Genomic DNA, 13679 nt, shown 5'->3' with positions numbered 1-13679 from the left:
CGGGGGCGTGCGGAAGGGGGCGTGCGGAAGGACGCTGTCCGGTGCTCGACCGGCGGGGGCGGGCCGGGGGGGGGGGGGGGGGGGGGGGGGGGGGGGGCCCCCGGGGGGGGGGGGGGGGGGGGGGGGGGGGGGGGGGCCCCCCCCCCCCCCCCCCCACGCACGAGGGGCGGACAGCCGGCGCACGGCCGTGGCGGCCGCGTCGCCGAAGACGGTCAGCTCATCTGCCCGCCCCGCGGAAGACCGCGGAGAACGCGCGCGCACCGTCCTGCGTTCCGGTCACCGAGACGGCGAAGCGGCCGGGCTCGGCGGGAAGCAGCGCCGCCTCGACCAGACACGGCCGGTCGAACTCCACGTACCGGACGTAGCTGGTGGACACCTCCGTGGGCCGGAAGGTCTCGGGCCCCAGCACCGCGTGCGCCGCCTGGTCGGCCGCCTCCATCAGCGTCAGGCCCGGCACGTGGTCGACGGGGTGGTCGAAGAGCACCGTGTTGGACACGTCGTTGCGCAGGTGCCAGAGGTACGGCTCCTCGGTGGGCGAGAGCAGCACGTCGGTGACGTCCTCGCGCCCCACACGCGCCGGATCCACCGGCTCGGGCAGCGGCCACGCCCCCCAGTCGACCGTGAGGTGCTCTCCTCTGACGCGGCGGTAGACCTGCGGGGATATCCAGCCGAACTCCGACTCCGCCCGGGCGACGGTGGTGCCCTCGTGGCGGATGCGGAAGTCCATGTGCAGCGAACTGCGGGCCTGCCGCCCCCCTTTGGCACGCGCCACCGTCACGTCGACATCCAGGTGAGCGGGTTGCCCGTCCGGTATCGGGAAGGGATCGGCGACGGTGATGTCGAGGAAGCGCAGCAGGGTCTGGTGATCGAGAGGGACGTCGTACTCGGCATGCGCGACGACCAGCCCGCTCTGCCTGATCGTCTGGTTGAGGACGCGTGGATCGTACGGCCGCCCGGCAGAGGATAAGGGCCAGCGGACGCGGAGTGTCGAGGTGTGCTCGCCGGTGCGTTCCCAGCTGGTCACGAGGATGGATTCGCGGATCCTGAGGTGGGTGTAACCGCCCAGGAGCGCCGAAAGGTCGGTGGCGGACGACGGTGCGGGGCGCGGACTGCGTGACGGGCAACGGGCAACAGAGACTGCGGGCAAGGCCCCCCCTTGGACTTGAGAACGCTGTCGTGATGTTGTGGTTGTAAAGTACCGGTCCTCCGTTCGGTTTTTTTGGTTTGGTCAATGTGAGTTCAAGCACTGGCAAAGAGAGTGCCATGGAGGCAACTGGTGGCGAGACAGGAACGAGCGATCCGCACCCGCAGAGCGATCCTTGTGGCGGCTGCGGAGATGTTCAACGAGCTGGGGTACGACGCCACCACCATCGGTGGGCTCATCGAGCGGATCCAACTCACCCGTGGCGGGCTGTACTTCCACTTCACGTCGAAGGAGGAGCTGGCGCGTGCCGTGCTGGACGAGGCGGTCACCACGGAAGGCGCCACGCCGCAGCAGTTCAAGCTGCAGGAGTGGGTGGACCTGGCGCTCCTGCTCGCCTACCGCCTGCCCAGGGAACCCCTGTTGAGCGCTTCGGTCCGGCTGTCCGTGGACCCCAAGGCCCGCAGCCTCTTCGGGACCCGGTGGCCCGACTGGATCGTGGTCAGCCGTGATGTACTCCAAGAGGCGCAGGCGCGGGGGGAGTTGCTGCCCCACGTCAACCCGGGCGAGACGGCGCGGCTGTTCGTCGGCGCTTGGACCGGCGTGCAGTTGGTGACCGAGGCGCTGCCGGACGCCGACCTCTCCGAGGAGATCTCGGCGCTGTTCGCGCTGGTGCTTCCCAACATCGCGAGTCCCGGTGTGCTGGCGAAGCTGGACACCTCGCCCTATCGCGCCGAGCGGCTGCTTGCCGCCGTCGACTCCGTCCGTCCTGTCCCGGTTCCGGTGTCGGGGCAGGGAGCCGGTCAACCCGCCTGACCGAGGAGGCGGGTCCTTCCGGCCGTCTCGACTCACGGTCGCAGGGGTCGTGTTCCATAGAAAACGGACGTCTGACCTGTTTAATGAGCGGCATCCGGCCGCCAGGGGGGCCACGTCCGGATCGTCACATCACGGGGGAATCTTGAACAGGCACATCTCGCCACCTGTCGACGCGGCGGGGAACGCCCTGCCGCGTCCTGTTCTCGACGCCGAGCTGGGTCGCCGCCTGTTCGGCTCGATGCCGCGCGCCGAGCAGCGTCGCAAGGCCGAGCGGTATGTACGGGGTCTACTCGACCAGCCCGGCCGCAAGACCCTGCGCAACATCGCCGCGCAGTTCGACGGGAACGCCGCACAGCAGAACGTGCATCACTTCATCAGCGCCTCCCCCTGGGACTGGGTGCCGGTACGCCACGCTCTGGCCAGGCATGTCCAGCACACCCTGGCCCCCGAGGCGTGGGTCGTCAGGCCCACGGTGATCCCGAAGGCCGGACCCCATTCGATCGGTGCCGACCCACAGGGACCCAACCTCTACGGCCAGCAGGCGGTGGGGGTCTGGATGGCCGCGAACCGGTACGCCGTGCCCGTCGACTGGCGGCTGCGGCTCTCCGGCCGCTGGCTGGAGGACCCGCTCCGGGAGCGCGCGAACATACCCGTGGACGCCACCTCCGGGACCCTTGAGCAGTGCGTTCGCGAGGCCGTCGCCGGTGTCGAAGGGGTCGAAGGGGTCCTGAGCGGCCCCGTCGTCGTCGATGCCGAGGAGATCGACGGACCGGCGCTGGCGGGCCGGCTCGCGTCGCGCGGCACCCGCTTCCTCGTACGCGTGCCCGCCGGTGCCCTGCTCCGGCTGAACCGGGCCAAGCTGCCCCGGTTCGGCGACCGCGACCGGACCGCGGCGGAGCTCGCGGCCACCCTGCCCCGACTGCGGCGGCAGGTGAATCCCGGGGACGGGCCCACGACGGCGGCGGCCATCCCCGTCACGCACCCGGAAGCGCTCAGGCGGGGCATGCTGCTGGTGGGGGAATGGCGCAACGGGCCGGGGGACCCGAGCCTGTGGCTGACCAACGCCGATGCGCCGGATCTGTCGTCACTGCTGCGGCTGACCCGGCTGCCCGCCGTCGTGGCACGCGACTTCACCGCCGTCTCGGCGCGGGTGGGTGTCACCGACTTCGCCGGGCGCTCGTTCCCCGGCTGGCACCGGCACGTCACGCTGGCGTCGGTCGCCCATCACGTCCTCGCCACGCACACGCACGGCGTCGGCGGATCGCGCGGGCCGGATTCACCGGACTACCGTCCGGTAATATGACATTCTCGTGGTTACTCATGAGGACGCCCGCCCCTCCGCTCCCTAGTGTCGACAGCAACACACCAGCAGCACCGACACAGGCGGCGGAAGCGCCGGAACGGGAGCGTGCACAGTGCAGTTCAACCTCATCGGCCCCTTCGAGATCGTGACCGATGACGGACAGTCGTGCGCTCCCCGGGCACCGAAGATCTGTCAGATGCTCGCCGTGCTCGCCCTCCAGCCGCGCGAGGCCGTCGCCACGGACACGCTCATCAGGGAACTGTGGGGCGAAGAGGCGCCGAACAACGCGATCAGGACCCTGCAGACCCACGTCTACCACGCACGCAAGATGCTGGAGGACATCCTGTCGCCCACGGCCGAACTGCTGGTGACCCAGGCGCCCGGCTACCGGCTCGACATCAACGACGACGAGGTCGACGCCCTGGTGTTCGAGCAGTTCGTCCGGCGGGCCCAGTGGGATCTCGCCCAGGGCTCTCCCGAACGGGCCGCCGATCACCTCACACGGGCCCAACAGCTGTGGCGCGGCCCCGTGCTGAGCAACGTCCCCGTCAAGGGAGTGCTCACAGGACGCATCGCCCACCTGCAGGAACTCCGCATCCGGGCCCTGGAGCTCCGCGTCGAGACCGAGACCCGCCTCGGCCGCTCCCGCGAGTTCCTCCCCGAACTGCGCGCCCTCGTCAACGACCACCCCCTGCACGAGTGGTTCCACGGTCAGCTCATCGCGGCCCTGCACCGCGCGGGCCGCCGAGGAGAGGCCCTGCAGGCCTATCAGAGCCTCTATCACATCCTCAGAAGCGAACTCGGCCTGGAACCGTCCGAGGAACTCCAGCGCCTTCAGGCCGAGATCCTCCACACGACCGCCCGCACAGCCGTCCCCCTGAGGCCCGGCAAGGCCCTCGCCGCCCGCTCGACCGCCCCCCTGCGCGGCTCGGCGGTCGCCAGCTGACGCCCACCCCCGTCCACGCCGCCCAGGTCGGCCCTGGACCCGGCGGGCTCCCGCACAAGGCAGGGTGCTCGGGCCTCACGCGGGACGCGTGAGGCCCGAGCATGTCTCGCCGTCCGTCACCTGACTCCGCCTCCGTGCACCGGACCCACCGGCCGGCCGCCCCTCACCACGATGGTCGCGCGCGGTCGCCGCGCGGGCTCCGGCGGGCCGACTCCCGGTCCGGGTGCCCCTGTCCGCACGTACCGGAGCAACCACAGCGCGGCGGATCCCATCACCCGGTCCGACCGGTCGGACCGTTCCCCACCGTCTTGTCGACGGCGTGCGTCAGCGCCATGTTCTTCTCCAGGGGCGTGTGCACGGACAGGCCCTTCGCTCGGGAGATCGGCCGGTGCGCGATCGATGCCCTCAGTACAGACCCTGCCGTCGCGTCAAGGTCAACCGGTGCCGCCGCGACGCCCGCCACGGTCGCGTCCGTGGCGCGCCCGCCCCGCCAATCGGTCGGACGCGCCGCTCGTACGGGTGAGGTGCGGGCACCGTCGGCCGCCGCCGCCACCCCCGGTGCCCGATGATCGCTGGCGGTCGGTCGCCCCGTGCCCCCGGGCCGTGCCGTCCACCGCAACCCGGAAGGGACGCCATGCGCATTCTGCTCATCGCCGCCGGCTTCAACAGCCTCACCCAGCGCGTTCTGGTGGAGCTGCGCGACCGCGGGCACACCGTTCCCGTGGAGGTGACGCCCGACGGGTCCGCCATTCGCGACGCCGTCGCGCGCCACGCTCCGGACCTGGTCGTCGCCCCCATGCTGAAGGCCGCCGTGCCCAGGGACGTGTGGACCGCGCACCGTTGTCTGATCGTGCATCCGGGGCCGGTCGGTGACCGGGGACCGTCTTCGCTGGACCGGGCCGTCCAGGAGGGCGTCGCCGAGTGGGGCGTCACCGTCCTCCAGGCCGAGGAGGAGATGGACGCCGGCGACGTCTGGGCGTCCGCACCCTTCCGCGTCCCGGACGTCGGCAAGAGCGACCTGTACCGCAACGAGCTCTCCGACGCCGCCGTGACCGCCGTGCTCCTCGCCGTCGAGCGGGTCGCCGCCGGGGCCGCGCCGCAGCCGCAGACCGGCGCGGTCCACGCCCGCCCCGCGCTCCGCCAGGAACAGCGCGCGATCTCCTGGAGCGAGGACGGCACGGAGACCGTCCTGCGCATCCTGCGCGCCGCCGACTCCCAGCCGGGAGTCCGCGACCACCTGCTCGGCGCCGAGTGGTTCCTGCACGGCGGCCACCCGGAGGACGGCCTGCGCGGCCGCCCCGGTGAGCTGCTCGCCACCCGGGCGGGCGCCGTCTGCCGTGCCACCGCGGACGGCGCGGTGTGGATCCCCGAACTCCGCGCCCGTACCGGACCCGGCCGCCCCCGTGCCTGCAAGCTCCCCGCCACGCTGGCCCTCGCCGGCCGGCTGCCGGAGCTCCCCGAACTGCCGGTGCCCGTGGACCTGCCACCCGGCGGACGGACCTGGTCCGACATCCGGTACCGGGAGGAGGGGCCGGTCGGAGTCCTCTCCTTCGCCTTCCCCGGCGGCGCGATGAGCACCGACCACTGCCGCCGCCTGCTCGACGCCTACCAGGCCGCCCGGACACGCCCCACCTCGGTGCTCGTGCTCGGCGGCGGGCGCGACTTCTTCTCCAACGGCATCCACCTCAACGTCATCGAGGCCGCGGCCGACCCGGCCGCCGAGTCCTGGGCCAACATCAACGCCATGAACGACCTGGTCGAGGCGGTCCTCACCACCACCGACCGGCTCGTCGTCAGCGCGATCGGCGGCAACGCCGCCGCCGGCGGGGTGATGCTCGCGCTCGCCGCCGACGAGGTCTGGTGCCGCTCGGGTTCGGTGCTCAACCCGCACTACCGGCGCATGGGCCTGTACGGCTCGGAGTACTGGACGTACAGCCTGCCCCGCAAGGTGGGCGCGGCCCTCGCGGCGAGGCTCACCGAGGAGGCCCGCCCCGTCTCCGCGGCCGCCTCGCTCGTCATGGGACTGGTCGACCGGGTCGTCGACTGCGGACCCGCGGACTTCGCCGACGAGATCACCCGATCGGCCCTCCAGCTGGCGTCCCGCGGTGGCGTCCAGCCACGCATCGCCGCGAAGAAGGCCGAGCACGAGCGCCGCGAAGCCGTCGCTCCCCTTGCCGCGTACCGCGAGCAGGAGCTCGCCCGGATGCGGCGGATCTTCGACGACCCCGCCGCGGCCTACCACCGACTGCGCCGGGCCTTCGTCCGAAAGGAGGCGAACGGTGCGCTTTCCCCCGACGGCCCAGATGCGGGCGCGGCCGGACCGGTTGACTGTTAAGCAAGACCCAGGCCCGAAATGTGGCCTTTGCCCATCCCTCCTCAGGAGGCGCGACCCATGAGCGCAGCAACGCCGGCACCGGTCGAGGACCGGGGCGCCGCCCCCGGCAGCGAAGAGAAGCCGATCCACATCCTCTGGATCAACGCGGGTCTGAGCTGCGACGGCGACTCCGTGGCTCTGACCGCAGCCATGCAGCCCAGCATCGAGGAGATCGCTCTCGCCGGGCTGCCGGGACTGCCCAGGATCGCGGTCCACTGGCCGCTGATCGACTTCGAGTGCGGCCCGGTGGGCGGCGCCGACACGTTCATCGAGTGGTTCTTCAAGGGTGAACGGGGCGAGATCGACCCGTTCGTGCTGGTCGTCGAGGGCTCGATCCCGAACGAGGCCATCAAGCAGGAGGGGTACTGGTGCGGCTTCGGCGACGACCCGGAGACCGGCCAGCCCATCACCACGAGCGAGTGGATCGACCGGCTCGCTCCCAAGGCCCTCGCGGTCGTCGCGATCGGCACCTGCGCCACGTACGGCGGCATCCACGCCATGGCGGGGAACCCGACCGGAGCGATGGGCGTGCCGGACTACCTGGGATGGGACTGGAAGTCCCACGCCGGCATCCCGATCGTGTGCGTGCCCGGCTGCCCCATCCAGCCGGACAACTTCGCCGAGACGCTGACGTACCTGCTCTACCAGGCCGTCGGCTCCGCGCCCATGATCCCGCTGGACGACAAGCTCCGTCCCACCTGGCTGTTCGGCGCGACCGTGCACGAGGGATGCGACCGGGCCGGCTACTACGAGCAGGGCCAGTTCGCGTCGACGTACGACTCGCCCAAGTGCCTGGTGAAGCTCGGCTGCTGGGGGCCGGTCGTCAAGTGCAACGTCCCCAAGCGCGGCTGGATGAACGGCGTCGGCGGCTGTCCGAACGTCGGCGGCATCTGCATCGCCTGCACGATGCCCGGCTTCCCGGACAAGTTCATGCCGTTCATGGACGAGCCTCCCGGCGCCAGGGTCTCCGTCTCCGCCAGCGGCGTGTACGGCTCCGTCATCCGCCGCCTGCGCACCATCACGGCCAGGACCGTGGACAAGGAGCCGAAGTGGCGGCACACCGGCGAGCGGGTCACCACCGGTTACCGGCCGCCCTGGTGACGGTCATGTCACCGCGGCGCACACTCCGCCAGACCCTCGCTACACCCGCTACACCCCGCTAGACCCCAACCAACCGCACTGTTCGCGAAGTCGAAGAGCTCACGAAGGGCACCGCAACGACCATGGCACCTCCGGCGAAGACGACGGGTGACGGCTCCGGACTGGTGGAGATGGCCTGGGATCCCATCACCCGGATCGTGGGCAGTCTCGGCATCCACACCAAGATCGATTTCAAGCAGAAGCGCGTCGCGGAGTGCTACAGCACGTCCTCCGTCTTCCGCGGCTACAGCGTCTTCATGCGGGGCAAGGACCCCCGCGACGCGCACTTCATCACCAGCCGCATCTGCGGCATCTGCGGTGACAACCACGCCACCTGCTCCGTGTACGCGCAGAACATGGCGTACGGAGTGAAGCCGCCGCACCTCGGCGAGTGGATCATCAACCTCGGCGAGTCCGCGGAGTACATGTTCGACCACAACATCTTCCAGGAGAACCTGGTCGGGGTCGACTACTGCGAGAAGATGGTCCGCGAGACCAACCCCGGGGTCCTGGAGCTGGCCGAGCGCACCGAAGCCCCGCACGCCGCCGAGCACGGCTACCGCACGATCGCCGACATCATGCGGTCGCTCAACCCCCTCGAAGGCGAGTTCTACCGGGAGGCGCTGCAGGTCAGCCGCTACACCCGGGAGATGTTCTGCCTGATGGAGGGACGCCACGTCCACCCCTCCACGCTCTACCCCGGAGGCGTCGGCACCGTCGCGTCGGTCCAGCTCTTCACCGACTACATGAGCCGGCTCATGCGGTACGTGGAGTTCATGAAGCGCGTCGTCCCGCTCCACGACGACCTCTTCGACTTCTTCTACGAGGCGCTGCCCGGCTACGAGGAGGTCGGCCGCCGCCGCGTCCTGCTCGGATGCTGGGGCGCGCTCAACGACCCCGAGCACTGCGACTTCACCTACGCCAACATGACCGACTGGGGACGGAAGATGTTCGTCACCCCGGGCGTCGTCGTCGACGGCAAACTGGTGACCAACGACCTCACCGAGATCAACCTCGGCATCCGCATCCTGCTCGGCAGCTCGTACTACGAGGACTGGCAGGGGCAGGAGCAGTTCGTCACCCACGACCCGCTCGGCAACCCGGTCGACCCGCGCCACCCGTGGAACCAGCACACCATCCCGGCGCCGCAGAAGCGCAACTTCGACGACAAGTACAGCTGGGTCATGTCCCCCCGCTGGTTCGACGGCAAGGACCACCTGGCCCTGGACACCGGCGGCGGACCCATCGCCCGCCTGTGGTCCACGGCCCTGTCCGGCCTCGTCGACATCGGCTACGTCAAGGCGACCGGACACAGCGTCGTCATCAACCTGCCCCGCACGATGACCAAGCCGGAGACCACCTTCGAGTGGAAGATCCCGCAGTGGAGCAACGCCCTGGAGCGCAACCGCGCCCGGACGTACTTCCAGGCCTACGCGGCGGCCGTCGCCCTGCACTGCGCCGAGAAGGGCCTGGAGGAGGTCCGCGCCGGACGCACCCAGACCTGGGAGAAGTTCGAGGTCCCCGACGAGTCCATCGGCGTCGGCTTCACCGAGGCCGTCCGCGGTGTCCTCTCGCACCACATGGTCATCCGCGACGGCAAGATCGCCAACTACCACCCGTACCCGCCCACCCCGTGGAACGCCTCCACCCGGGACACCTTCGGGACGCCCGGCCCGTACGAGGACGCCGTGCAGAACACGCCGATCTTCGAGGAGAACACCCCGGAGAACTTCAAGGGCATCGACATCATGCGTGCCGTGCGCAGCTTCGACCCCTGTCTGCCGTGCGGCGTCCACATGTACACGGGCAACGGCAGGACCGTGAAGTCGATGCACGTGCCCACCGGCCTGAGCGGTCTCGCCGGATGAGCGCGACCACCGCCGAACAGGCGGGCCGACGGGTCGAGGAGGTGCTGGACCGGCTCGCGGAGAACGGGGACGCGGAGGCCTGCGCGGCCGCCGAGGAAGTCGTACGCGTGCTCATGGAGTTCTACGGGAGCGGCCTCGCCCGCGTCGTGGACCTCCTCGGCCGCCCGGCCGCCCGTCCCTCCGCCGGCCCGTCGGCCGCCCCGGCGGGCCCGCAGCCCGCCGGCCCGCTGGACCCGCTGCTCGGGGACGAACTCGTGGCGAGCCTGCTCACCCTGCACGGACTGCACCCCGAGGACACGCAGACCCGGATCGGGCGCGCCCTGTCCACTCTGCCGCAGCCCGTGGAGAACGCCGGATTCGACGCGGAACGAGGGCTGTTGCGGCTGCGCGTCACCGCGGCGTCCTCCGGCTCCGCGTCCTCCGGCTGCGGCTGTCCCAGCACACAGGAGTCCGTACGGCAGGCGGCCGTGGACGCCCTCGCGTGCTTCGCCCCCGAGGTGACCGACGTCGAGCTGGAGCCCGCCGCTCCACGTGAGCCGGCCCTGCTCCAGATCGGCACGCGTCCGTCCCTCGCGGGCGCGGACGGCCGCTCCACGGCGGCCCTGTGAACGGGCCGCCGAAGGGCGCCGTGCGGGCGCCGCGCCCCATGGGCCTGCACAGGTTCACCGCCCCACGGCCGCCGCGCGAGGAGCGCTGCGAACTGTGCGGGGCGCGGCTCACCGACGAACGTCACCGGCACCTGGTGGACATCGACAAGCGGGCCCTGGCATGCGCCTGCGGCCCGTGTGCGCAGCTCATGGACGGCTCGGGCGGCTCCCAGGGCCGTTTCCGGGCCGTCCCCGGCCGCTTCCTCGTCGATCCGGAGCACCGGATCGACGACCAGGCGTGGGAGTCGCTGCGGATCCCGGTCTCGGTGGCGTTCGTCTTCCGCAACTCCGCGCTCGACCGGCCCGTGGCGCTCTACCCGAGCCCCGCGGGCGCCACCGAGAGCGAGCTGGAGGAGACGTCCTGGCGCTCCGTCCTCGACGCCACCCGGCTCGCCGCCCTCCTCGAACCCGACGTGGAGGCCCTGCTGCTGCGCCGCCACGAGGGCCGCACGGAGTGCTTCCTCGTGCCCATCGACCTCTGCTACGAACTGGTGGGCCGCATGCGACTGCTCTGGCAGGGCTTCGACGGCGGCGCGGAGGCGCGCGCCGACCTCGACGCCCTCTTCACCCACGTGCGCGGCCGGGCCCGCGAGCCGCAGGGGAGCCGGACGTGACCGAGTTCTCCTTCAGCTGTACCGACGTCCGCGCCGACCCCTACGCGGCGGGTCCGACCCTCGTGTTCCGGCTGCGCATCACCGCCTCCGGCGGGACCCGCGTCCACGCCCTCGCGCTGCGCTGCCAGATCCGCATCGAACCCGCCCGGCGCGGCTACGACGACGCCGAGGCCGAGGCGCTCGGCGACCTGTTCGGCGAACGCTCCCGCTGGGGCAGCAGCCTCAACCCGGTCCAGTTCGCCCAGGTCTCCGTCATGGTGCCCGGCTTCACCGACGAGATCGAGACCGACCTCGTCGTGCCGTGCACCTACGACACCGACATCGCCGCGTCCCGCTACTTCCGCGCGCTCTCCGGTGGCGACGTGCCGCTGCTCCTGCTGTTCTCCGGCACCGCGTTCACCGGCGCCGGCGGCTTCCACGTCGAACCCGTGCCCTGGGACAAGGAGATCTCCCACCGGATGCCCGTGAAGGTCTGGCGGGAGATGATCGACCAGCACTTCCCCGGCTGCGGCTGGCTCCGGCTCCCCGCCGACACCATGGACGCCCTGCTCGCCTACCGGTCGAGGAACGCCCTCCCCTCCTGGCAGGCCACCGTCGAGACCCTGCTCGAAGCGGCGGGGGAGAGGACACGATGACCACCGTCGCCTTCACCCCCGGCACCGAGGCGCGGTTCGCCGTCGCCCGGCACGTCGCCGACGCCGTCCTCTTCGAGGGGTACGTGCTCTACCCGTACCGCGCGTCCGCCGCGAAGAACCGCCTCCGCTGGCAGTTCGGGGTCCTCGTGCCGCCGTCCTGGAGCGCGGCCGCCGAGGAGCACGACTTCCAGCACACCGAGTGCCTCATCGAGCCCAGGACCGGCGCCGAACTCGCCGTGGAGGTCCGCTTCCTGCGCGCCCAGCGCCGCACCGTCGAGGAGCTCCGCGCGGACGGGACGTTCGCCCCCACCGCCGAACTCCGGCTGGCCGACCGCGTCCTGGTGGCCTGGGACGAAGGCGTCGAGGAACGGGTCGCCCTCGTCGTCCCCGTCGGCGACCTGGCGGGCGACGGCACCACCCTGCCGTTCACCCGCCCCGCCGCAGAGGAGACCGAGGACGTCACCGACGCCGACGGACGCGTCCTCGGGCGGCTGGTACGCCGACGCGAGGAGATCAGCGGCACGCTGCGGATCTCGGCGACCGAACTCGACGGCCCGTACCGCGTCCAGCGGCTCTCGGTCACGGTGGAGAACACCAGTACCTGGACCGCGGAGCCGGCCGCGGACCGCCACGCGGCGCTGCCGTACTCGCTGGTCGCCACCCACACGCTGCTCCGCCTCGACGGCGGTTCGTTCCTCTCGATGACCGACCCGCCGGAGTGGGCGAAGGGCGCCGTCGCGGCCTGCCGCAACCTCCACACCTGGCCCGTTCTGGCCGGCGAACCAGGACGCGACGACCTGATGCTCTCCTCGCCGATCATCCTCGAGGACCACCCCGCCATCGCGCCCGAAAGCCCCGGAGCCCTCTACGACGCCACCGAGATCGACGAGATCCTCGCCCTGCGCACCGCCGCCCTCACCGACGAGGAGAAGCGCGAGGCCCGGGGGACGGACGCCCGCGCCGCGGCCGTGATCGAGCTGGCGGACACCATGCCGCCCGAGGTGCTCGAACGCCTCCACGGAGCGGTACGCAGCCTCCAAAGCGTCACCGGACCCAAGGAACCGGACGTCGACGTCCTGCGCCCTGACACCCCCTGGTGGGACCCCGGCGGCGACACCGGCGTCGATCCGGGACGCGACCACGTCCTCGTCGACGGACGCGCCGTCCGTGCGGGCAGCAGGGTCGTCCTGCGCCCGGGACTGCGCCGCAGCGACGCCCAGGACCTGTTCCTCGACGGGCGCAGCGCCCTGGTCGAGGCCGTCCTGCACGACGTCGACGGCGGGGTGCACATCGCCGTGACCGTCGAGGACGACCCGGGCGCCGACATCCGCCGCGAACAGGGCCGGTTCCTCTACTTCCAGCCCGACGAGGTCGACGTGCTGGAGGACGCGTGAACGGGCAGCCCGGGCCGGGCGCCGCCGGCACCCCCGCCGCCCCGGCGGCTCGCACGCTCGTGGCCGGGGTCGGCAACATCTTCCTCGGCGACGACGGCTTCGGGGTCGAGACCGTCCGACGGCTCACCCGGGAGGAACTTCCCCCGCACGTCGAGGTGGCCGACGTCGGCGTCCGCGGTGTCCACCTCGCGTACCAGCTCCTCGACGGCTGGGACACCCTCGTCCTCGTCGACGTCACCGCCCGCGGCGGCGCACCGGGGACGCTGTACCTGATCGACGCCTCGGACGCCGCCGGGCGGACCTCCGCCCAGGAGCCCGCACCGCTCGACGGCCACCGGATGACGCCCGACGCCGTCCTCGCCCTGCTCGACACCCTGTGCGCGGGAACCGGAGCCGCACCGCCGCGCCGGATCTTCGTCGTCGGCTGCGAACCCGCCGCCCTCGACGAAGGCATCGGGCTCACCCCGCAGGTCGCCGCCGCGGTGCCCGAGGCGGTGCGCATGGTGACCGAGCTGGTCCGCCAGGAAGCCGTCGTATGAACACCGAAACGGAGTACGCCATGTCCAAGAACGTCGTCGGCACCGCCGCCGCAGTCACCGCCGCCCTGGCCGCCGTGGCCGTCGTGGTGGTAGTCCTTCCCGACCTCCGGCGCTACCTGCGCATCAGCAGGATGTGACACCGGAACCCTGCACCGGCGGCGGGCCGGTGACTGACCGCGGCTGCACCGAACGGACGACACCGCCGTACGATCCCGGCGCGCCGGGCCGACCCCGCCGCCCGCCCGTCCTCTAATGGCGCCCG

13 protein-coding genes are annotated in these 13679 nt (G+C 71.7%); 12 read left to right on the top strand and 1 reads right to left on the bottom strand.

The features are described 5' to 3' along the window. Positions 1-217: 217 nt before the first annotated feature. Positions 218-1147 (bottom strand): ScbA/BarX family gamma-butyrolactone biosynthesis protein, encoded by a 930-nt coding sequence (locus ACF1G2_RS19400; protein ID WP_391799439.1) that lies wholly within the window; start codon positions 1145-1147, stop codon positions 218-220. 129 nt (positions 1148-1276) lie between these two features. Between ACF1G2_RS19400 and ACF1G2_RS19395 the strand changes: the two genes are divergently transcribed. The 12 genes from ACF1G2_RS19395 (at position 1277) to ACF1G2_RS19340 (ending at position 13554) form a co-directional block, all read left to right on the top strand. Further along, positions 1277-1957: a ScbR family autoregulator-binding transcription factor gene (locus ACF1G2_RS19395; RefSeq protein WP_391799438.1), complete on the top strand. Its 681-nt coding sequence runs from the start codon at positions 1277-1279 to the stop codon at positions 1955-1957. Between the two features lie 142 nt (positions 1958-2099). Further along, positions 2100-3260, top strand: coding sequence for an IS701 family transposase (locus tag ACF1G2_RS19390; RefSeq protein WP_391799437.1), 1161 nt, complete (start codon positions 2100-2102; stop codon positions 3258-3260). Positions 3261-3372: 112 nt separating this feature from the next. After that, positions 3373-4206: a BTAD domain-containing putative transcriptional regulator gene (locus ACF1G2_RS19385; RefSeq protein ID WP_391799436.1), complete on the top strand. Its 834-nt coding sequence runs from the start codon at positions 3373-3375 to the stop codon at positions 4204-4206. A gap of 634 nt (positions 4207-4840) precedes the next feature. Beyond that, entirely contained in the window at positions 4841-6541 is a 1701-nt protein-coding gene (locus ACF1G2_RS19380; protein ID WP_391799435.1) for a hydrogenase maturation protein, read from the top strand. Between the two features lie 57 nt (positions 6542-6598). Continuing rightward, a complete protein-coding gene (locus ACF1G2_RS19375; RefSeq protein ID WP_391799434.1) occupies positions 6599-7681 on the top strand; it encodes a hydrogenase expression protein HypE in 1083 nt (360 codons plus the stop codon). Between the two features lie 122 nt (positions 7682-7803). Further along, on the top strand, positions 7804-9588 hold the full coding sequence (locus ACF1G2_RS19370) for a nickel-dependent hydrogenase large subunit (protein WP_352191255.1): 1785 nt from the start codon (positions 7804-7806) through the stop codon (positions 9586-9588). After that, a complete protein-coding gene (locus ACF1G2_RS19365; RefSeq protein WP_391799433.1) occupies positions 9585-10196 on the top strand; it encodes a hypothetical protein in 612 nt (203 codons plus the stop codon). The genes ACF1G2_RS19370 and ACF1G2_RS19365 overlap by 4 nt, the downstream gene beginning before the upstream one ends. Before the next feature lie 38 nt (positions 10197-10234). After that, positions 10235-10849: a DUF5947 family protein gene (locus ACF1G2_RS19360; protein ID WP_391799464.1), complete on the top strand. Its 615-nt coding sequence runs from the start codon at positions 10235-10237 to the stop codon at positions 10847-10849. Beyond that, positions 10846-11484, top strand: coding sequence for a DUF6084 family protein (locus ACF1G2_RS19355; RefSeq protein WP_391799432.1), 639 nt, complete (start codon positions 10846-10848; stop codon positions 11482-11484). The genes ACF1G2_RS19360 and ACF1G2_RS19355 overlap by 4 nt, the downstream gene beginning before the upstream one ends. After that, a complete protein-coding gene (locus ACF1G2_RS19350) occupies positions 11481-12878 on the top strand; it encodes a hypothetical protein (RefSeq protein ID WP_391799431.1) in 1398 nt (465 codons plus the stop codon). Before ACF1G2_RS19355 ends, ACF1G2_RS19350 begins: the two co-directional genes overlap by 4 nt. Next, the gene (locus tag ACF1G2_RS19345) at positions 12875-13417 is read left to right on the top strand and encodes a hydrogenase maturation protease (protein ID WP_391799430.1); all 543 of its coding nucleotides are present in this window, start codon (positions 12875-12877) and stop codon (positions 13415-13417) included. The genes ACF1G2_RS19350 and ACF1G2_RS19345 overlap by 4 nt, the downstream gene beginning before the upstream one ends. After that, entirely contained in the window at positions 13414-13554 is a 141-nt protein-coding gene (locus tag ACF1G2_RS19340; RefSeq protein ID WP_391799429.1) for a DUF6893 family small protein, read from the top strand. Before ACF1G2_RS19345 ends, ACF1G2_RS19340 begins: the two co-directional genes overlap by 4 nt. Positions 13555-13679 lie beyond the last annotated feature (125 nt).

Source organism: Streptomyces sp. NPDC013457 (assembly GCF_043089925.1).
Taxonomy (GTDB): domain Bacteria; phylum Actinomycetota; class Actinomycetes; order Streptomycetales; family Streptomycetaceae; genus Streptomyces.
This window is presented reverse-complemented; position numbering and strand designations above follow the sequence as displayed.